Raw genomic sequence first — 19,814 nt, forward strand, 5'->3', positions numbered from 1 at the left:
ACTTTCTTTACCCTTTGACAGCGCGGACGGTTTCAAGCGCTGATTGTAAATTTTCATAAATGGCATTCCCGACAACGATGATGTCAGCGTGCTCGGCCATTTCTTTTGCTTGCGCAGCATTTTGAATGCCGCCCCCATAAATAAGCCTAGTATTCGTTAAAACCGATTTCGCTGCTTTTACTGCTTCAACATTGCCGTACGTTCCGCTATATTCTAAATAAAAGAGCGGAAGATGAAACATGTTCTCCGCCATTCTCGCATACGCTTTAATATCATCCAAATCAAGCTCCGTCTTTGCTTCGGTCAATTTTGCCGCTTTGCACTCTCCATTTAAAATGCAATAACCTTCCATTAAAATATCATTCCAGTTCATAATGTCACCAAACTCTTTCATTGCTTGGTGATGCAGCTCCGTAATCCATGTAGTATTTCGGCTGTTTAAAACCGTCGGAATAAAATACAAATCAAATCCTGGAACAATCGATTCTAAATTCGATACTTCCAGCACGCATGGAACGAGAAAACGCCGCACCCGCGAAAGCAAAGAAAGAACATTATCTTCCGTTACATTGTCGCTTCCTCCAATGATAACAGCGTCCGTTTTTGATTCACAAATTTTTTCAAGCTGTTCATCGGAAATGGCTTTATTCGGATCGAGCTTAAACACATGCCTCCACTCGTTCACATCATACATACATAATCCTCCATTTCATATACCATTTCCTTATTATATCAAATTATAATAGGACAAAAAAATGGGGAATCAATGAAAGTCTGTAGATGTTTAGAAAGAGTTTTTTTAATGGGAGGGGATTTTCAAGCTAAATTGAAGAAGCCTTTCAGAGTTTTAAAAGTTCTAAACTAAAAAAGAGCTGCTTATTTCACCCAGCAGCCCAAATTTATGACGAAGCGTTGTCATCTTTAATTCTTTCAAGCGCCATTGCATAAGCATCATTTCCGTAATTCAAGCACCGCTTTACCCGGGAGATTGTCGCTGTCGATGCACCTGTTTCTGTTTCAATTTTATGATACGTATAGCCTTCCTGAAGCATTCTTGCAACTTCAAACCGTTGGGCAAGCGATTGGATTTCATTGACGGTGCAAAGGTCATCAAAAAAACGGTAGCATTCCTCCAAATCTCTTAAAGAAAGGATAGCCCGGAACAATTGGTCTAGCTCTCTCCCCCGCAGCTTGTCAATTTGCATGCATCATTCTCCTTTCTCAGCTGAATTTTGAAAAGCCTTATCCAAATCTGGCACGATATTGATCCAAGTATGGCCGGGAACTAATTTTACTTGTTCTTCATTTTCATAAGGAAGGATGCGTCCGTTCACATTTTTCCAATCGACCCTTTTCATCATACCTTTTTGCAAAAGAATTCCCTCGCCCCCAGAGTTTAAATCAATCGTTCTGCGACCGTAATCATCAAGAAAACGATGATCCGTTTGGACAATAAAAATGTTGTCTAAAAGAACAGGTTCTTCCGTTTCGCGATCGACTGTCAGTTCGTCCCCGGAATACCGCTTATACCGGCCTAGCTGCTGATCGAATACATATTTAATGCGCCATTCCGGTTTAGAACCATAGGAAACAACAGCTTCTAACATTTCTTCTCCAGAAATGCCGCTTATTTCCTCATCTGAAAGAAAAGGCAACGGGGCAACTTCCTTCGTCATTGAATACCCGTTTTCTTTTGCTCCTTTTACGACATTTTCAAAAGAAATATACGAGTTATGAGGAGCTTTCCGAGTTGAATCCCGCCAAAACAGCGTACCATCATAAAACAGACCGTTTAAATAGTCTAGATGCTCTGACTCCAGCATTTCTTTAGCAGTGGGACTCCAGCCGTGACTGATATAAATTGCTTCATACCCTTTACTCAAATCGACAAAATATTCCCGCGCACTTCTGACTGGACCGATAATTTTTGGCTTCTCGCTTTGATAAATGGCTAAAAAGCGCGTGATCGTGCCTTCAGCTAAAGCCTCGTAAACAATATCCGCTTTATTTAATCCTGATTGAGGCCTCGCTTTCGGATGGTTGTTAATCGTGACAGCAATTGGGCGGCTGTCAATGTTTCCGGTCGCAGCATTTCCTGTCAAAGGGCTTACGGCTGTTTCTTTTTCAACTGGCTGATTTTCAGATGATGACGGTTCGTCATTTGTTTTCTCTTTTTCTTTTTCATTTGTGCAAGCTGTTATAAAGACAAAGAAAAGCATCGTAAATAAAATCAATGTTCTTTTCATTCATCCACAACCTTAACTAATTTATCCCTTTTATATTTTAACGTATTATTGTCGGAAAGAGTATTGTTTTTTTCATAACATCATAAATTCCTTCCTGTGTAATCCGAATATATGGTAAATGTGTGGAAGATAAAAAGAGCAGGCTGTGAATCGGGTCTAAAAATTTATAGCCCTTTTCTCTCATAATCTGGACCAAACCATTTTCTTCCTTAATGACCTCTTTAAATTCTTTCGATGACGCAGCGCCGTTAATGTTAAGAGGCATTTCATAAATCACTTGGCCATTTTCCGTTAATACTATTCCACCGCCGATTTCTTTCAATCTGGAAAATGCATGCATCATATCTTGTTTGTTTTTCCCTATCAACACCACATCTCCAGTCGTTGAATAAGTGCTTGCAAAGCCTTTTATCCCCTTTGCGAAGCCTTTTAACATTGTATTGATCCGCCACTTCCCTTTTTTATCGATGACAGCGAGGAAGCTTTCGTCATGATCTAGCGGAAGTTCATCAACGAAGTTGTCAATAGTGATGGAATACGGCTCAATAATAACCGTGTTTCTCATTTTTAATCCCATCGGCATAGAAAATTGAAGATCATCCATTGTCAAATCCCAATCAAGTTCAAGCGGTGCAACTTCATATTTGTTCCAGTCTACTTGAGGGAAATGATCAAACACCTGACCGTCCTTATAAATCCATTTCCCTTTCGCCAAAACAGCCACTGGGTTCGGGTTATTTTTCGCTTCCAGAAAATTTATGGAGGCTAACCTGCCAGGACCGATTACTCCCAATTTTGAATCAAGCATATAATATCTAGCAACATTGTACGTTGCCATTTTATAAGCCTCAAACTCTGGAATTCCGGCCTCCAGCGCTATTTGAATGGTCTGATTAATCATTCCATTTTCATAAAAAGCAGGCGTTGAACCATCCGTTGTAAAAAACATTTCGTCAAAACGATTAACTCCAAATGCAAGCAGCTCTTCCAACAATTTCGGCAAATCCGGCCGTATTGAAGAATAGCGGAGCGGCACGCTGTATCCGCATAACAATCGATTATATACTTCTTCTCCGCTAATAGATTCGTGATCGGAATCGACACCAAATAATTTCATTTTTGTCAATGTTTTTCGAGAAGCCCCTGGAAAATGGCCTTCTACACGCTTCCCGACCTTTTTTGTCTCATGAATCCAGTGTAAAAACAAGTCATCCCCTAAAAGAAGCTTTGGCCAGCCTGTCAATTCTCCTCCTTGAATAACGGCTGGATGCTCGATCCATTGTTTCACGACATCTGGCGGAATAAGTTGATCTTCTTCTCTGCATTCCGTTTGCAAGTCATAGCGGGCCCACCAAAAAAACTGAACTGGAGAAGATTGCATATCTTCAACAAAAGAAAACGCTTTCTTTTTTGGGAATTGTAATAGCAAAAATAGGTTATCGCATATTAGTGTTGTAGTTCCCGTTTGCGATACATGTTGTGCAAGCGAATGAGGATTATATAATTGAAACGGATGGGCGTGCGGTTCAATATAGCCAGGAACTAAATAAAGTCCTTTGCAATCAAATATTTCCGTATTTGCTGTTTTTTCCGGCTCCTCATTGCCGACATAAATAATGCGGTCTTTATAAATCCAAATATTTGACTTCACCCACTGGTTTAAATATGGATGTAAAAATACTGCATTTTTCAACCACAAGGTTGGTGCTAATCTATTTGAAACGACATCTATATGTTCACGAATTTCATGGGCTTTCCAAAAAGCACCAGATCGCATGATCTGCTCAGTCCTCCTCAATTAAAAGTAATTACTCAAAATAGTGACTCTGTTACTTTATATATTAACATATGAAAAATATTAAAGCACTAAAGTTTCTTACAAAATTTTGAACTTGGGATAACGGTGCAGAGGCTTTCTTGATTGATCGTTTCCTAATAGAAGAAACGCTGGTTTATTTTTCATAATGAGCGGTCAAAATAGGAAGTTGTTTAAGAAGAAGCTATGTCAAAAATGCCGATTACATTCCTTTATAAAATGAAAAGGACAGGAACAACCTCCTGTCCCATTGGAAAGGTTTATAAAATATGTGGTAGATATGTCTTTTATTTATTAGTATTCATCGGTTCGGAATATTGAAAGCCAAATTCGTTATAGTGCGCGATAGCCGATGTCTTTACGATAAAACAAACCTTCCGTCTCAAGCTCTTTTAATTGCTTGTACACTTTTTCTTGCGCATTTTTTAAATTATCTCCAAATGACGCCACAAGGTATACACGACCCCCGTCTGTTACAAATTGGCCGCCTTCCTCTTTTGTTCCGGCATGGAATAAAAGGGCATCCGTACCAACCTTTAACAAACCGATCGGTGTTCCTTTCTTATAGCTGCCCGGATAGCCTTCCGCCGCCACAACGACTCCCAACACCGCTTGATCTGTCCATTCAAGTTCAACCGGTTCTCCTTTTAACACTTTCAACATCACATCGATAAGGTCTGATTTGAGCCGAGGAAGAACTACCTGTGTTTCTGGATCTCCAAAACGCGCATTGAATTCAATCACCTTCGGACCGTCTTTTGTCAGCATGAGGCCGGCATAAAGAATACCGGTAAATGCCGCTCCTTCATTTTTCAAAGCTTTCGCTACCGGCTTTAAAATTTTCTCTACAGACTCTTGAACAACATCATCAGAAATCTGCGGGACAGGAGAATAAGCCCCCATTCCACCTGTATTCGGTCCTTTGTCTCCGTCAAAGGCCCGCTTATGATCCTGCGCAATCACCATCGGGTAAATGTTTTCCCCGTTTACGAAAGCCATAAGGGAAAACTCTTCACCTGTCAAAAATTCTTCAATTACAACGGATTTTCCTGCTTCTCCCAGCTTATTTTCCTTTAAATAGCCGGACAGCGTGTCAATTGCTTCTTCATTTGTCATCGCAACAACGACACCTTTTCCCGCCGCAAGCCCATCCGCTTTAATCACAATCGGGGCGCCTTTTTCTTCTACATATTGCTTCGCTTTGGCAAAATCAGAGAACGTTTCATAATTGGCAGTCGGAATGTTATATTTTTTCATTAAATTTTTTGCAAATGATTTGCTTCCTTCAATAATTGCCGCTTCTTTCCTCGGTCCGAATACAGTTAATCCAGCGTCTTCAAATTCGTTGACAATACCGTTCATTAAAGGAATTTCAGGACCAACAATGGTTAAATCAATGTTGTTTGTTTTGGCAAATTGGATCAATTCGTCTGTTTGTTCTTCTGAAATCGGAACTCTTATTGCAACGTCTTTCATACCATCATTGCCAGGCGCGACATACACTTTTTCAACGAGAGGGCTTTTGGCCGCTTTCCAAGCGATCGCATGCTCACGGCCCCCTTTTCCAATAACAAGTACTTTCATCATCAGTCATCCCCTTTCTTAATGTTTGAAATGACGGACTCCAGTAAAGACCATTGCAATTCCGTATTCATCCGCTTTTTTTATCGAATCTTCATCGCGAATGGATCCGCCTGGTTGTATGATTGCTGTAACCCCTGCTTTCGCTGCTTCTTCAACGGTGTCAGGCATTGGGAAGAACGCATCTGATGCAAGTGCACTGCCTTTCGCTTTCTCGCCAGCCTGTGCAATCGCAATTTTTGCAGCACCAACCCGGTTCATTTGGCCTGCACCAACACCAACGGTCATTTCATCTTTTGCCAAAACAATCGCATTTGACTTGACGTGCTTCACGACTTTCCAACCAAGCTTTAAGTCCTTCCATTCTTGTTCAGTCGGTTGTCTTTTTGTTGGGATTGAAATGTTCGCGTCATCGAGCGTATAAATATCTTGATCTTGAACAAGAAGGCCGCCGTAAACAGATGTCAGCTCCTTCTCCGGTTGGAATTTTTTCGAAAAGTCGATCGTTAACAATCGAATATTTTTCTTTTTCGTTAATATTTCAAGAGCTTCTTGGCTAAACGAAGGGGCAATGATAATTTCCAAAAAAATTTCGCTCATTTTTTCAGCCGTTTTCTGATCAACTTCACGATTCAGTGCAACAATGCCGCCGAAAATTGAAGTCGGGTCCGCCTCATATGCCCGATTATAAGCTTCAAAAATGGTTTCACCTGCGCCGACGCCGCACGGATTCATATGCTTAACAGCGACCGCTGCCGGTCCATCAAATTCTTTGACAATGCTAAGTGCCGCATCCGCATCTTTAATGTTGTTATACGACAATTCCTTTCCATGGAGCTGGATGGCTTCGGCAATAGATGATGGAGGCGTGATCGGCTTTTTATAGAACGTTGCCTGTTGGTGAGGATTTTCCCCATAACGAAGGGATTGCTTCCTTTCAAATGTCACAGTAATCGATTCAGGCTCTTCTTCTCCTGCCTGCTCTGTTAAATATTCCGCAATCAGTGCATCGTATGCAGCAGTATGCCGGAATACTTTGGCAGCCAGCTTCCGTTTTGTTTCTATGCTTACTTCTCCGTTCTCTTTCAGTTCGGTTAAAATGACGGGATAATCTTCAGGATCAACGACAACCACTACATCTTGGTGATTTTTTGCAGCAGCCCGAAGCATCGTCGGCCCGCCGATGTCAATGTTCTCGATCGCTTCCTCAAAAGTCACGCCATCTTTGGCAATTGTCTCTTTAAACGGATATAAATTCACAACGACTAAGTCAATCGGTTGAATACCGTTTTCCTCCATCTGCTTCATATGGATATCATTGCTGCGAACCGCTAGCAGCCCCCCGTGAATAACAGGATGCAGCGTTTTAACTCTTCCGTCCATAATTTCCGGAAAACCGGTTACTTCCTGAATTCCAATGACATCTATTCCATTTTCCTCAAGAAGCTTTTTCGTTCCGCCAGTGGAGATTACTTCGATCCCAAGATTGACAAGCTCTTGCACAAACGGAATGATGTTTGCTTTATTAGATACACTGACAATTGCCCGTCTGATTGTCATGCTTTCACCTCTAATTTTTCTAAAATTTTTCCTATTGTTTCAGGATAAAATGAATGCTCGATTTTATGGATTTTCTCTGCAAGTGTATTAGCATCATCATCTTCGCTGATTTCAACCGCACGCTGAGCGATGATCAGGCCTGTATCCATTCCTTCATCAACATAATGGATGGTGACACCCGTAATTTTTACGCCGGCACGGAGCGCTTGTTCAATTGCATGTTTTCCCGGAAATGCAGGAAGCAAGGAAGGATGTATATTCACAATTCTCCCCGCAAAAGCGTCAAGAAGAGTGTGGCCGATTAAACGCATGTAGCCGGCCAGCACGATAAAGTCCACTTGATAGTGCCTCAATTGCTGTAAAATATCTTCTTCAAACTGTTCCTTCGACTCATATTGCTTCGGATCAAAAACAAAAGCAGGAATCTGCTCCTTTTCTGCCCGCTCCACTACTTTAGCACCGGGTTTATCACAAACTAAAAGCATCACATTTGCTTTTAGCTTCCCGCTCTTTACATGGTCTACAATCGCTTGGAAATTAGAGCCGCTCCCGGATGCAAACACCGCGATCCGCTTCATGAAAAAGGCCCTCCTTTCAGCCGAATTCCGCTTCCTTCTTTTACCCGGCCGATGAGAAAAGCCTTTTCTCCCAGCTTTTCAAGCTTATTGAGGCACTGCTGAACAACATCTTCTTCGACCGCCAGAACAAAGCCGATTCCCATATTGAACACTTCAAACATTTCAGACAAATCGATATTTCCTTGCTGTTGAATAAAGGTAAAAATCGGATGAATCGGCCATGAACCGAAATCGATTTCTGCTCCAAGCCCTTCCGGAAGCATTCTCGGGATGTTTTCAATAAACCCTCCTCCGGTAATATGGGCCATGCCGTCAACTTTATATGCTTTCACAAGCGGCAGGACAGAAGAAACATAAATTTTTGTCGGCTTTAGCAATTCTTCTCCGAGCGTTTCGGTTAGAGGCTCGTATATTTCATGTAAATCAAGCTTATTTTCTTCCAAAAGCACTTTGCGAACGAGTGAATAACCGTTTGAATGGATGCCGTTTGATGAAAGGCCGATGAGAAAGTGCCCAGGCTTGATCCGTTCGCCTGTGACAATGTTTTCTTTCTCGACAACACCGACAGCAAAGCCGGCAATGTCGTATTCATCTTCATCATATACGCCGGGCATTTCCGCTGTTTCACCACCGATGAGCGCACAACCCGCCTGCAGGCAGCCATCGGCAACACCTTTAACAATTTTTTCAATTTTTTCAGGGTCTGCTTTCCCGAGCCCCAAATAGTCCAGGAAAAAAAGCGGCTCCGCACCTTGTGCCAAAATGTCGTTTACACACATAGCCACAGCGTCTATTCCAATCGTATCATGTTTATCCGCCATAAAGGCAAGCTTCAGCTTCGTTCCCACTCCGTCTGTTCCAGAAACAAGCACCGGCTCTTTATATCCTAAGCTTGCCAGATCAAACATTCCGCCAAAACTGCCGATCCCTCCTAAAACACCGGGACGCTTCGTTTTTTCCACATGCTTTTTCATGCGGCGAACTGCTTCATAGCCCGCATGAATGTCCACACCTGCTTCTCTATACGCTTTGGACATGAATTATCCTCCTTCGGTCTGTCATATTAGCCTTTCTCATGAGGAAGAATCGTATCTTCATAAATGTCTGTCGGATATTTTCCTGTAAAACATGCCATACATTGCCCGCGAAATTCACCTTCATATTTCCTTCCGATCGCATCCAGCATCCCTTCTGTGCTTAAGAAAGCAAGACTATCGGCACCAATGATGCTGCGAATTTCTTCTACAGTATGAGAAGAAGCGATCAGCTCCTCATGAGTGGAGGTGTCAATACCGTAATAGCAAGGGTTGGCAATCGGCGGTGAACTGATGCGGACATGCACTTCCGTTGCCCCTGCTTCCCGCAGCATCTTGACAATACGCTTCGATGTCGTTCCTCTTACGATTGAGTCATCCACCATGACAACCCGTTTGCCTTCCACTACCCCGCGGACAGGGGAAAGCTTCATTTTCACCCCTTGCTCCCGCAATGATTGGGACGGCTGAATAAACGTACGGCCGACATATCGGTTTTTAATTAAACCGAGCTCGTACGGTATACCGGATGCCTCGGCATAGCCGATCGCCGCAGATATGCTGGAATCCGGAACTCCAGTCACTACGTCCGCCTCTACAGGCGCTTCTATCGCAAGCCGTTTGCCAAGATTTTTTCTTGCAGTATGAACATTTATTCCTTCCACATTACTGTCAGGGCGTGAAAAATAAACGTATTCCATCGTACAAATCGCACGGTTAATCGTTTTGGAAAAACGTTCGCTTTTCAGTCCTTCACCATTGATGATGATAAGCTCGCCAGGCTCAACGTTCCTTTCTAGCTGTGCTCCAACAGCATCAAAAGCGCAGGTTTCCGAAGCGACAACATATGCATCACCGAGACGTCCGATAGATAAAGGACGGAGTCCGTTCGGATCAAGGGCAATCATCAGCTCTGTTTCCGTCATGATTAAAAAGGCGTATGCCCCTTTAATCATCGTAAGCGCGTTTTTCACTTTATCTTTTAGCTCTAAATAGCCGCTTCTTTTAATTAAATGAGCAAGAACTTCTGTATCTGACGTTGTTTGAAAGATGCTTCCTTGATTTTCAAGCTGATGCTTCAATCCGGAAGCATTCACTAAATTTCCGTTGTGAGCTAATGCGAGACCGCCTTGCTCCGATCGAAAAAGGAACGGCTGGACGTTTTCATAACCGCCTCCTCCAGCCGTCGCATAGCGAACATGGCCAATAGCTCCTGTTCCTTTTAAATTGTCTACCCCATTGGCAAACACTTCTGTGACAAGTCCTTCCCCTTTAAACCCTGTCAGTTTTTCGCCGTCTGTTACGACAATCCCTGCCCCCTCTTGTCCGCGATGCTGAAGGCTGTGCAGACCGTAATAAGTGATTTGAGCAGCGTCCTTATGACCCCATATGCCGAATACACCGCATTCTTCATTTAGCCCCTTTATTTCAGCAAGCATGGGATAGCTCCTTTCCAAGCTTGTTCTAACTCTTCCACTGATGCTTGAATCAATGTTTCTCCATTGCCGTTGACAATTTTAAGAATTCCGCTGTTTGTGACCGTTCCGATAGCTTCAGCTTGAACAATCTTTTCAAACGCCTCTTTGTTTTCCGTTTTTACGGAAACGACGATGCGGGACTGGGATTCGCTGAACAGCCCTGCCAATGCATCACCGTTGATCGTTATTTCCGCCCCAAGGCCCGTTCCGATTAAGCATTCACTTAGCGCAACGGCCAGGCCTCCTTCGGCAACGTCATGAGCCGACTGGACAAGCCCTTCGCGAATGGCAGCTAACAGCTGATCTAAACGTTGCTTCTCTTCTTCCAGGTCAATTTCCGGCGCTTTGCCAAAGATCTTGCCTTCAAGCATTTTTTGCAGTTCACTTCCGGAAAATTCCAGCTTTGTCTCACCGAGCAAATAAACGATGCTGCCCGCCTCTTTAAATGATTGCGTTGTAATATGATCTGTATCTTCAATAAGTCCGACCATCCCGACAACCGGAGTTGGATAAATAGCTGTTCCGTTCGTTTCATTGTACAAGGAAACATTTCCGCCAATGACAGGTGTATTTAAAGCTAAGCACGCTTCGCTCATGCCGTCCACCGCTTTTTCAAGCTGCCAAAAAATCTCCGGTTTTTCCGGACTGCCGAAGTTTAAACAGTCTGTAATAGCGAGCGGCACCGCTCCTGAACATACGATGTTTCTTGCTGCTTCACTAACTGCAATTTTTCCGCCGACTTCTGGATCTAAATATAAATAGCGTGAGTTGCAATCGGTTGTCATCGCCAAAGCTTTTTTCGTCCCTCTGATTCTTAGGACAGCCGCATCAGAACCGGGCGCCACGACAGTGTTCGTCCGCACCATATAATCGTATTGGTCATATACCCACTCCTTGCTGGCTATCGTTGGCTGTTTCAGCAATGCAAGAAGGGTTTCTTTGTAATCGTCAACTTTTGGAACATAGGGCGGCATGCTTTGAAACTGGCGATAATATTCAGGTTCTTTAGACGGTTTATAGTAAACAGGCGCATCTTCCGCAAGCGCATCAACAGGAATTTCCGCAACGATTTCTCCTTTATGAATAAGGCGCAGCATCTTGTCATCTGTAACTTTTCCAATCGGTGCAGCCTCCAGATCATATTTTTTAAACAGATCAATGATTTCCTGCTCCCGCCCTTTTTTAATTACGAGAAGCATTCTTTCCTGTGATTCGGATAACATCATCTCATAAGGAGTCATTCCTGCTTCCCGCTGAGGAACAAGATCCAAGTTCATTTCTATTCCTGAGCCCGCCTTGCTCGCCATTTCTGCCGATGAGCTTGTAAGCCCCGCTGCCCCCATATCTTGAATGCCGACAAGTGCATCAGATTTGATTACTTCAAGGCAAGCTTCCAAAAGCAGTTTTTCCATGAAAGGATCTCCAACTTGAACAGCCGGACGCTTTTCTTCGGAAGCTTCCGACAATTCTTCGGAAGCAAATGTTGCACCGTGAATGCCGTCTCTTCCGGTTTTGGCTCCGACGTACATCACTGTATTGCCGACACCAGTTGCTTGCCCTTTTTTGATATCTTCATGGTTTATGAGTCCGACACACATCGCATTGACCAGCGGATTTCCTTCATAGGAAGCGTCAAACTGCACTTCTCCTCCAACGGTTGGAATTCCGATACAGTTACCGTATCCGGCAATGCCAGCGACAACTTCTTCAAACAAATATTTGACACGCGGGCTTGTAAGTTCCCCAAAGCGAAGAGAGTTAAGGAGAGCGATTGGTCTGGCTCCCATCGAGAAAACATCGCGAATAATGCCACCGACTCCTGTTGCTGCACCTTGATACGGTTCGATTGCAGAAGGGTGGTTATGGCTTTCTATTTTAAAGACGACGGCTTGATTGTCGCCGATATCAACAATCCCTGCTCCTTCACCAGGTCCTTGCAGCACACGTTCTCCTTTTGTTGGAAACTTTTTTAATACTGGTTTTGAATTTTTGTAACTGCAATGCTCTGACCACATAACAGAAAAAATTCCAATTTCTGTGTAATTCGGCAATCGTCCTAATATTTTTTCAATGAGGGCAAACTCCTCATCACTAACTCCCATTTGCTTATAAATTTTGTCGTTTTTTATCATTTCTGGACTTGGTTCAAGAATTTGTGACATGAGCTTCCCTCCAACTTCTTACAATCGATTGAAACAATTTCAACCCGTCTGTATTTCCTAAAAGTTCGCTGACTGCCCGTTCCGGATGCGGCATCATTCCAAGGACATTGCCGCGTTTATTTACGATGCCTGCAATGTTATTTAAGCTTCCGTTCGGATTATCTTGATACGTAAAAACAATTTGCTTGTTTGCGATTAACTCTTCAAGAGTTTTTTCATCACAATAATAATTTCCTTCCCCATGTGCGATCGGAATGGTGATAATTTCGCCTTTATCATATTTGTTCGAAAACATCGTTTCGTTGTTTTCCACCTTTAATTTCACAGGGCGGCAAATAAATTTCAGCTTCTCGTTCCGTCTCATGGCACCCGGAAGAAGACCAGCCTCTAGCAAAATCTGAAACCCGTTGCAAACGCCAAGTACAGGCTTCCCTTCATCTGCAGCTTTCACAACTTCCTTCATGACATTGGCAAAACGGGCAATGGCTCCGCTGCGCAAATAATCGCCGTATGAGAAGCCGCCGGGAAGGAGAATGCCATCGAAGCCACTTAAATCTTGAGCGTCATGCCAAACGTATTCGACTTCCTCTCCCAGTTCGTCTTTAATGGCATGGTACATGTCAACGTCACAATTGGAACCCGGAAAAACGATCACGGCAAATTTCACTTGACGGCTACCTCCTCTATTTCATAACGGTAGTCTTCAATCACAGGATTTGCTAAAAGCTTTTTACACATTTCGTCGACAATCTCTTCGACATTTCGATCCGTTTTTCCGATTGCTAGCTCCATGTACTTCCCGATACGAACATCTTCCACTTCGTTGAAATTCATTGAATGCAGGGCATTTTTCACCGCATTTCCTTGAGGATCAAGCACACTTTCACGCAATGTAACATATACTTTTACTCTGTACATGGAACTGTACCTCCTAAACGTTTTAAAATTTCTTTATAAGCATCTGTCAAATTGCCGATATCCCGGCGGAACACATCTTTATCAAGCTTTTCATTTGTATGTTTGTCCCAAAGTCGGCACGTATCAGGGGAAATTTCATCTGCAACAACAAGCGTTCCGTCGTTTAGCAAGCCAAATTCAAGCTTAAAATCTACTAGTCTCACGTTTCTTTCATGAAAATGCTTCAATAAAATATCGTTTACTTTGAAAGCTAATGTTTTTATTTCATCCAGCTGCTCTTTATCCGCAAGCTCTAGTAGTTCAATATGGAAACTGTTAATTAAAGGGTCTCCCAGGTCATCATTTTTATAGTAGAACTCAATGATCGGCTTTTTAATCTCAGTTCCTTCGGCAATGCCCAATCTTTTGGACAAGCTTCCTGCCACAATATTTCGTACAACTACTTCAATCGGAATGATTGTCACCCGTTTGACAAGCTGTTCATTTGACGAAATTTTTTGAACAAAGTGGGTCGGAATGCCGTGTTCATTTAACTTTTCAAACAGCAAACTTGAAATTTCATTGTTTAGCTGTCCTTTGCCTACAATCTCAGCTTTTTTCTCCCCATTAAACGCGGTAGCGGAATCTTTATAATAAACAAGAAAAATGTTGGGATCGTCTGTTTCATAAATTTTTTTCGCTTTTCCTTCGTACAGCAATGAGCGCTTTTGAACGGTCATGATCATGCCTCCTAATGCGGAATATTGGCCTTCCATTTTATGTCAAGGGGCAGGGCAGTTTTTGCGATTTGCCGCGCCCCATTTGGACATCTACTGTTCTAACCCGCAGCGTTTAAAAATGTAATCCACATTTTTCAAATGGTAATTGTAATCGAAGCAGTCATCGATTTCTTCTTTCGAAAGCTTTGTTGTAATTTGTTTTTCCGCTTCGATCAGCTCTCTAAACGGAACTTGGCGCTCCCACGCTTCCATCGCTTTCGGTTGAACTAAATCGTATGCTTCTTCACGTGTCATACCTTTATTGATTAGCGCAAGCAAAACCCGCTGTGAGTAGATCAATCCCAGCGTTTTCTCCATATTGCGCTTCATATTTTCAGGGAAGACCGTCAAGTTTTTCACAATATTGCCAAATCGATTTAACATGTAGTTCAACGCGATCGTAGCATCTGGCAAAATGATGCGCTCTGCCGAAGAATGAGAGATGTCGCGCTCATGCCACAATGGAACATTTTCGTAAGCCGTCAGCATCATTCCGCGAATGACCCTTGCCATTCCTGTCATGTTTTCCGATCCGATCGGATTGCGCTTATGCGGCATCGCAGATGAACCTTTCTGTCCTTTGGCAAAAAACTCCTCCACCTCGCGGGTTTCGCTCTTTTGCAAGCCGCGAATCTCAACTGCAAACTTTTCAATCGATGTAGCAATTAAAGCAAGCGTAGCCATGTACTCGGCATGTCGATCACGCTGCAATGTTTGCGTCGAAATCGGCGCCGGCTTTAAACCGAGTTTTTCACACACATACTGCTCCACAAACGGATCAATGTTGGCATAAGTGCCGACTGCTCCGGAAATTTTGCCGACTTCAATCTCTTCTCTTGCGCGTTTAAACCGCTCTAGATTTCGCTTCATTTCTTCATACCATAGCGCCAATTTCAAACCAAACGTTGTCGGTTCTGCATGCACCCCGTGCGTACGCCCCATCATGACGGTGTATTTATGCTCCAACGCTTTATCTCTTAAAATAGCGATGAAATTTTCCAAGTCTTTTTGTAAAATTTCGTTCGCTTGCTTTAGCAAATAAGATAAAGCGGTATCCACGACATCAGTGGAGGTCAATCCGTAATGCACCCATTTTCGTTCGTCGCCAAGCGTTTCTGATACAGCACGGGTAAACGCCACTACGTCGTGCCTTGTTTCCTCTTCAATTTGCTTAATTCGGTTCACATCAAATGAAGCACGTTCACGCAGTTTTTTTACATCTTCCTTCGGGATCACACCAAGCTTCGCCCACGCTTCACATGCTAAAATCTCCACTTCAAGCCAAGCTTTAAAGCGGTTTTCTTCCGTCCAAATCGCGCCCATTTCAGGACGTGTGTATCGTTCAATCATTCCTGCAACCTCCTATTGATCTCTCCGTCTTGTTTATGAATAGCTTGTCAAACATTCCAAATTTGAGTGGATTCGATATATGTCAATAGTTCCTCAATTTCATCACTGAAGAACGTAATATGTCCCATTTTTCTGTTGATTTTTGCCTCCGCTTTTCCATATAAAAATAATTTCCCTTTTTTCAGCAGCTCTTCGTTTTTCAACACAGGCTCTAGATGCTGGCCCAGTATATTCACCATAATTCCTTGATGAATGAGCTTCGTGTTTCCGAGAGGCAATCCGCAAATCGCGCGAATATGCTGTTCAAACTGCGATGTTTCACATAAATTTAATGAATAATGACCTGAATTATGAGGCCGGGGGGCGAGCTCATTTATATAAATTTCATCGTTTGCCACAAACATTTCAACTGCCAGCGTTCCAATCAGCCCAAGCTTCGCCGCCAATGTTTTTGCTGTTTCCTCCGCCTGTTCCTTCAACGAATCAGAAATTCTTGCAGGTACAATGCTTTCGTGCAAAATATTGTTAACATGAATGTTTTCGGCAACAGGCAATGTGCTGACTTCACCTGTCACGCTTCTAGTGACAATAACCGAAATTTCTTTGTCGAACGCGATCCATTTTTCCAATACACAGCGTCCGTTCTTCAACAAAGCTTTTGCTTCTTCTATATCTTCTTCTTGCTTTAGTACAAATTGGCCTTTCCCATCATATCCTCCGCGGCATGTCTTTAAAACACTCGGGATGCCTATGTTGGATACGGCTTGATAAAAATCATCTTCTGATTCAACGACTTCATACGGCGCAACTTTCACACCAGCGTTCGCCACAGCTTCCTTTTCCGTCTGGCGATCTTGTGTAATGGCGAGCAGTCTGCTTCCTTGTGGCAAGTAGGCGTTTTGCTCAAGCCAAGTTAACGCCTCGTAATCAATATTTTCAAATTCATACGTTATACAATCGCTCACCTTCGCAAGCTCTTTGATTGCATCCAAATCATCGTAACGGGCTGTGATTTCCATGTCGCTCACTTGGCCGCATGGAGAATTCGGTGTTGGATCAAGCACCGCCACACGATATCCCATATTTTTGGCAGCGATAGCCATAAATTTGCCTAGTTGACCGCCTCCAATGATTCCAATTGTACTTTGAGGCAAAAGTTTTTTATACAAGCTGATCACTGCTTTCCATGACGTTTTTTCTTATATATTCTCGCCGTTGTTCAAGCTTTTGCTGAACATCAGCATCATTGATTGACAAAATTTGCGCCGCTAACAGACCAGCGTTCACCGCGCCCGCTTTTCCTATCGCCACTGTTGCAACAGGCACGCCGCCGGGCATTTGCACGATCGAGAGCAGCGAATCCAGTCCGTTTAACGCGTTTGTTTTAACCGGAACTCCGATGACAGGGAGAGTTGTTTTCGCTGCAACCATTCCCGGCAAGTGTGCTGCTCCGCCTGCGCCTGCAATGATCACTTGAATTCCGCGATCCCTGGCAGTGCTTGCATATTGAAACATCCAATCAGGTGTGCGATGGGCAGAAACAACCTTTTTTTCATAAGGAATATTCAGCTCATCTAATATTTCACAGGCATGCTTCATCGTTTCCCAATCTGAAGTGCTTCCCATTATCACTCCAACGACAGGATTCATGGCGATGCTCCCCTCTTTATTTTTAATTATAGGTTGCCACCTTCGTTAAAAATCTTGACAATAATTGAAAGGCATAAAAAAAGCCCGCTTCTGCATTTTCCCTATCAGTAAGGGAAAGTAACACAAACCGGGCATAAGCAATATGTATGCTCAGTTGAAAAATCTTGTCGATTACTTTCCCTCATAGTCCAACAATTTACGGTTGTTGGGTAGAAACTTTTGGGCCATATTCCCAAGATTATATGAGGTTTTAGTTTTCATATGCTGTTTTCGACTCCATCTTAACAATGAAAAATCATTATGTCAACGATAAAATCGAACATTATTTTTCTTTAAACACCGAATGTTCGGATTTTGATGAACCTTGATCATGATCTGTGCCGTTTTGCTGCCTTTTGAAACAATCGAGTAGGAGGGAGCGATTAACTCCCGTCCTCTCACACCACCGTACGTACGGTTCCGTATACGGCGGTTCCATTAAGATAATTGACGCAAGTCTTTATAACTTCCGTGAATAGCTGTTCTCTTTATGCCAGTGGTCACTCCACCCTCCAAGAGATCTCCCACGGGATTCACCGCTTCCTCCCTCAAGTGAGGTACTACGTTTTCTGTGTTCATCATGACTCACTGAATGCCAAGGGCTATTCTCTCTTAATTGTTCGGTCCTTCTTAGTTGTTCTAGACCAACTAATACTATGACCTCTGCTGACTTCTGACTGTTCAGCTATCTATCACTAGATAGGTTACCAAGGTTACTTGGCGTGCCAGCCAGACCTCCCCGGATAAAAGTGTAATCTTTCCTTCCATCCATCTGCTTCATTTACTCTGTATCACCTTCGGCAGAAAGGGCTTTGTTTTGTCTTGCAAACTCACTCAATCATACCTAGCCTTATATGAGGTTCGTGTTCCTCGGACCGGTGTTTTGCCTCCAGCTTCCTTCAGATTCCGCGTCACCACGGACACCCTTGCGTTAAGCTAACTGCTACTTCTGCCTTCGCAGCTCGGGACTTTCACCCTATAGATTACACCCATGCCGGGCGCACAAGAAAAGGATCAGACAGCATTTCAGTCTGATCCTTCGACTTCTTATTAATTGACAAGAAAGATGAAATAAAGCAGAAATACAATCGATAAACCATACAAAATCGGATGAATCTCTTTTCCTCTTCCTTTTAGAATCATCGTGATCGGATAGAAAATAAAGCCGATAGCAATGCCGGTTGCGATGCTGTACGTTAATGGCATTGTAATCAAGATTAAAAACGCCGGAACAGCAATTTCAAACTGATCCCATTTTATATGCCCTAAAGATGATACCATTAAAACTCCGACAATAATGAGCGCTGGAGCCGTAACAGAAGATGTAATAACGCTCAATAGCGGCGAGAAAAATAAAGCTAATAGGAAACATCCTGCCGTTATAATGGAAGCAAAACCTGTTCGCGCGCCTGCCGCAACCCCCGCTGATGATTCTACATAAGAAGTGGTTGAAGATGTTCCTAAAATCGCTCCGACAACTGTTCCCATTGAATCAGATACTAAAGCTCTACCGATTCGCGGAAGTTTATTGTTTTTCAATAACCCTGCTTGATTGGCAACCGCAACCAGCGTTCCTGCCGTATCAAAAAAGTCAACAAACATAAACGTTAAGATTACGACAAGCATTTGTAAAGAAAAAATATCTCCTAAATGTCCTAAAGCTACTCCAAACGTCGGAGCCAAGCTCGGAATTTCCCCAATAATTTTATCCGGTTTTGGTACGAGGCCAAAAATCATTCCGACAACGGCCGTAATCACCATGCCGTAAAACACGCCGCCTTTCACTTGCCGAACCATTAAAATAATCGTAATAGTTAATCCAAAAATAGATAGAAGAGTATTTCCATTCCGCAAGTCTCCCAAGCCGACAAGAACAGCGTCATCATTAACAATTATGCCTGCATTTTGAAAACCGATAAATGTGATAAACAATCCGATTCCCGCACCGACTGCATGCTTCAGCTCCGACGGAATGGAATCAATAATTTTTTCCCGCAATCCGCTAAGCGTCAGCAAGACAAGAAAGAGACCTGAAACAAGAACACCTGAAAGGGCTGTTTGCCAAGGGATGCCGTACGTCAAAACAACAGTAAAAGCAAAGAACGCGTTCAATCCCATACCGGGAGCAAGAGCAACCGGATACCGTGCCACAATACCCATGATGAGCGTCCCGATGGCTGCAGCCAACGCGGTCGCAGTGAAGACAGCTCCTTGATCCATTCTCAATTCATTGGGAAAATCAGCGACAGAGCTTAATGAAAGCGTTGCTGGATTGACAAACAAAATATAGGCCATTGAAAGAAAAGTTGTAATTCCGCCAATAATTTCCCTGCGGTAATTAGTGCCAAGCTCATCAAATTGAAAATATTTTTTCATTATAAAGTCCTCCTACCATTGGCTGTATAAAAAACTTTAAGCAAAAAAATAAGCGCTCCATTCCAAGGATGCGCTTGACCATGAGGTTGCTGAAAGCCCAATGTGAGAAAGGAAAAGAATCCTCTCCTCCTCCAGCCATCGAACCGTCAACACCTCGTAGTCAAGCTATTTACGGTAGCTTGGTAGAAACTTTCGGGCCATATTCCCGAAATTATACGAGAATGTTTATATTTATTATATAAAAATGATAATTCCGATTTATACAAGT

17 protein-coding genes and 2 riboswitches are annotated in these 19,814 nt (G+C 43.0%); all 17 genes read right to left on the bottom strand.

What is annotated here, in order from left to right; translation table 11 throughout:
• Positions 1-7: 7 nt before the first annotated feature.
• The 17 genes from NSR00_RS11045 to NSR00_RS11125 all read right to left on the bottom strand — a co-directional run bounded on the left by NSR00_RS11045 (position 8) and on the right by NSR00_RS11125 (position 19,546).
• Positions 8-694: a heptaprenylglyceryl phosphate synthase gene (locus tag NSR00_RS11045; protein ID WP_340788756.1), complete on the bottom strand. Its 687-nt coding sequence runs from the start codon at positions 692-694 to the stop codon at positions 8-10.
• Positions 695-899: 205 nt separating this feature from the next.
• A complete protein-coding gene (locus NSR00_RS11050; RefSeq protein ID WP_063388817.1) occupies positions 900-1,205 on the bottom strand; it encodes a YerC/YecD family TrpR-related protein in 306 nt (101 codons plus the stop codon).
• A 3-nt stretch (positions 1,206-1,208) separates the two neighbouring features.
• Positions 1,209-2,246, bottom strand: a complete 1,038-nt coding sequence (locus NSR00_RS11055; protein ID WP_340788759.1) for a DUF3048 domain-containing protein — start codon at positions 2,244-2,246, stop codon at positions 1,209-1,211.
• A gap of 37 nt (positions 2,247-2,283) precedes the next feature.
• Positions 2,284-4,023, bottom strand: coding sequence for an adenine deaminase C-terminal domain-containing protein (locus NSR00_RS11060; RefSeq protein WP_340788762.1), 1,740 nt, complete (start codon positions 4,021-4,023; stop codon positions 2,284-2,286).
• Positions 4,024-4,395: 372 nt separating this feature from the next.
• Entirely contained in the window at positions 4,396-5,646 is a 1,251-nt protein-coding gene (gene purD, locus NSR00_RS11065) for a phosphoribosylamine--glycine ligase (protein WP_340789226.1), read from the bottom strand.
• Between the two features lie 18 nt (positions 5,647-5,664).
• The gene (gene purH / locus NSR00_RS11070; protein ID WP_340788764.1) at positions 5,665-7,203 is read right to left on the bottom strand and encodes a bifunctional phosphoribosylaminoimidazolecarboxamide formyltransferase/IMP cyclohydrolase; all 1,539 of its coding nucleotides are present in this window, start codon (positions 7,201-7,203) and stop codon (positions 5,665-5,667) included.
• Positions 7,200-7,781: a phosphoribosylglycinamide formyltransferase gene (purN, locus tag NSR00_RS11075; RefSeq protein ID WP_340788768.1), complete on the bottom strand. Its 582-nt coding sequence runs from the start codon at positions 7,779-7,781 to the stop codon at positions 7,200-7,202. Before purN ends, purH begins: the two co-directional genes overlap by 4 nt.
• Complete coding sequence (gene purM, locus NSR00_RS11080) at positions 7,778-8,818, bottom strand: phosphoribosylformylglycinamidine cyclo-ligase (protein ID WP_339210487.1); 1,041 nt, start codon at positions 8,816-8,818, stop codon at positions 7,778-7,780. Before purM ends, purN begins: the two co-directional genes overlap by 4 nt.
• A 26-nt stretch (positions 8,819-8,844) precedes the next feature.
• Positions 8,845-10,254, bottom strand: a complete 1,410-nt coding sequence (purF, locus tag NSR00_RS11085) for an amidophosphoribosyltransferase (RefSeq protein WP_340788770.1) — start codon at positions 10,252-10,254, stop codon at positions 8,845-8,847.
• Complete coding sequence (purL, locus tag NSR00_RS11090; RefSeq protein ID WP_340788771.1) at positions 10,239-12,455, bottom strand: phosphoribosylformylglycinamidine synthase subunit PurL; 2,217 nt, start codon at positions 12,453-12,455, stop codon at positions 10,239-10,241. The genes purF and purL overlap by 16 nt, the downstream gene beginning before the upstream one ends.
• A complete protein-coding gene (gene purQ / locus NSR00_RS11095) occupies positions 12,439-13,122 on the bottom strand; it encodes a phosphoribosylformylglycinamidine synthase subunit PurQ (RefSeq protein WP_063388825.1) in 684 nt (227 codons plus the stop codon). Before purQ ends, purL begins: the two co-directional genes overlap by 17 nt.
• Positions 13,119-13,373, bottom strand: coding sequence for a phosphoribosylformylglycinamidine synthase subunit PurS (purS, locus tag NSR00_RS11100; protein ID WP_063388826.1), 255 nt, complete (start codon positions 13,371-13,373; stop codon positions 13,119-13,121). Before purS ends, purQ begins: the two co-directional genes overlap by 4 nt.
• A complete protein-coding gene (gene purC, locus NSR00_RS11105) occupies positions 13,361-14,092 on the bottom strand; it encodes a phosphoribosylaminoimidazolesuccinocarboxamide synthase (protein WP_094244364.1) in 732 nt (243 codons plus the stop codon). Before purC ends, purS begins: the two co-directional genes overlap by 13 nt.
• 90 nt (positions 14,093-14,182) lie before the next feature.
• Positions 14,183-15,481, bottom strand: a complete 1,299-nt coding sequence (gene purB, locus NSR00_RS11110; RefSeq protein ID WP_340788774.1) for an adenylosuccinate lyase — start codon at positions 15,479-15,481, stop codon at positions 14,183-14,185.
• 47 nt (positions 15,482-15,528) lie between these two features.
• Complete coding sequence (purK, locus tag NSR00_RS11115; RefSeq protein WP_186439341.1) at positions 15,529-16,650, bottom strand: 5-(carboxyamino)imidazole ribonucleotide synthase; 1,122 nt, start codon at positions 16,648-16,650, stop codon at positions 15,529-15,531.
• Positions 16,643-17,131, bottom strand: coding sequence for a 5-(carboxyamino)imidazole ribonucleotide mutase (gene purE, locus NSR00_RS11120; protein ID WP_066252098.1), 489 nt, complete (start codon positions 17,129-17,131; stop codon positions 16,643-16,645). Before purE ends, purK begins: the two co-directional genes overlap by 8 nt.
• Positions 17,132-17,295: 164 nt before the next feature.
• Positions 17,296-17,397, bottom strand: a riboswitch (purine riboswitch).
• A gap of 823 nt (positions 17,398-18,220) precedes the next feature.
• Positions 18,221-19,546 (bottom strand): NCS2 family permease, encoded by a 1,326-nt coding sequence (locus NSR00_RS11125; RefSeq protein WP_340788777.1) that lies wholly within the window; start codon positions 19,544-19,546, stop codon positions 18,221-18,223.
• Positions 19,547-19,683: 137 nt separating this feature from the next.
• A riboswitch (purine riboswitch) is annotated at positions 19,684-19,785 on the bottom strand.
• Between the last annotated feature and the right edge of the window lie 29 nt (positions 19,786-19,814).

It is taken from the genome of Aeribacillus sp. FSL K6-8394 (assembly GCF_038008865.1).
Classification (GTDB): domain Bacteria; phylum Bacillota; class Bacilli; order Bacillales; family Aeribacillaceae; genus Aeribacillus; species Aeribacillus composti.

Coding starts and splice junctions, on each gene's coding strand:
- purB (WP_340788774.1), bottom strand. CDS start 15,481: ATGATTGAACGATACACACGTCCTGAAATGGGCGCGATTTGGACGGAA.
- NSR00_RS11045 (WP_340788756.1), bottom strand. CDS start 694: ATGTATGATGTGAACGAGTGGAGGCATGTGTTTAAGCTCGATCCGAAT.
- NSR00_RS11125 (WP_340788777.1), bottom strand. CDS start 19,546: ATGAAAAAATATTTTCAATTTGATGAGCTTGGCACTAATTACCGCAGG.
- purD (WP_340789226.1), bottom strand. CDS start 5,646: ATGAAAGTACTTGTTATTGGAAAAGGGGGCCGTGAGCATGCGATCGCT.
- purN (WP_340788768.1), bottom strand. CDS start 7,781: ATGAAGCGGATCGCGGTGTTTGCATCCGGGAGCGGCTCTAATTTCCAA.
- NSR00_RS11050 (WP_063388817.1), bottom strand. CDS start 1,205: ATGCAAATTGACAAGCTGCGGGGGAGAGAGCTAGACCAATTGTTCCGG.
- purC (WP_094244364.1), bottom strand. CDS start 14,092: ATGACCGTTCAAAAGCGCTCATTGCTGTACGAAGGAAAAGCGAAAAAA.
- NSR00_RS11055 (WP_340788759.1), bottom strand. CDS start 2,246: ATGAAAAGAACATTGATTTTATTTACGATGCTTTTCTTTGTCTTTATA.
- purH (WP_340788764.1), bottom strand. CDS start 7,203: ATGACAATCAGACGGGCAATTGTCAGTGTATCTAATAAAGCAAACATC.
- purE (WP_066252098.1), bottom strand. CDS start 17,131: ATGAATCCTGTCGTTGGAGTGATAATGGGAAGCACTTCAGATTGGGAA.
- NSR00_RS11060 (WP_340788762.1), bottom strand. CDS start 4,023: ATGCGATCTGGTGCTTTTTGGAAAGCCCATGAAATTCGTGAACATATA.
- purM (WP_339210487.1), bottom strand. CDS start 8,818: ATGTCCAAAGCGTATAGAGAAGCAGGTGTGGACATTCATGCGGGCTAT.
- purL (WP_340788771.1), bottom strand. CDS start 12,455: ATGTCACAAATTCTTGAACCAAGTCCAGAAATGATAAAAAACGACAAA.
- purF (WP_340788770.1), bottom strand. CDS start 10,254: ATGCTTGCTGAAATAAAGGGGCTAAATGAAGAATGCGGTGTATTCGGC.
- purS (WP_063388826.1), bottom strand. CDS start 13,373: ATGTACAGAGTAAAAGTATATGTTACATTGCGTGAAAGTGTGCTTGAT.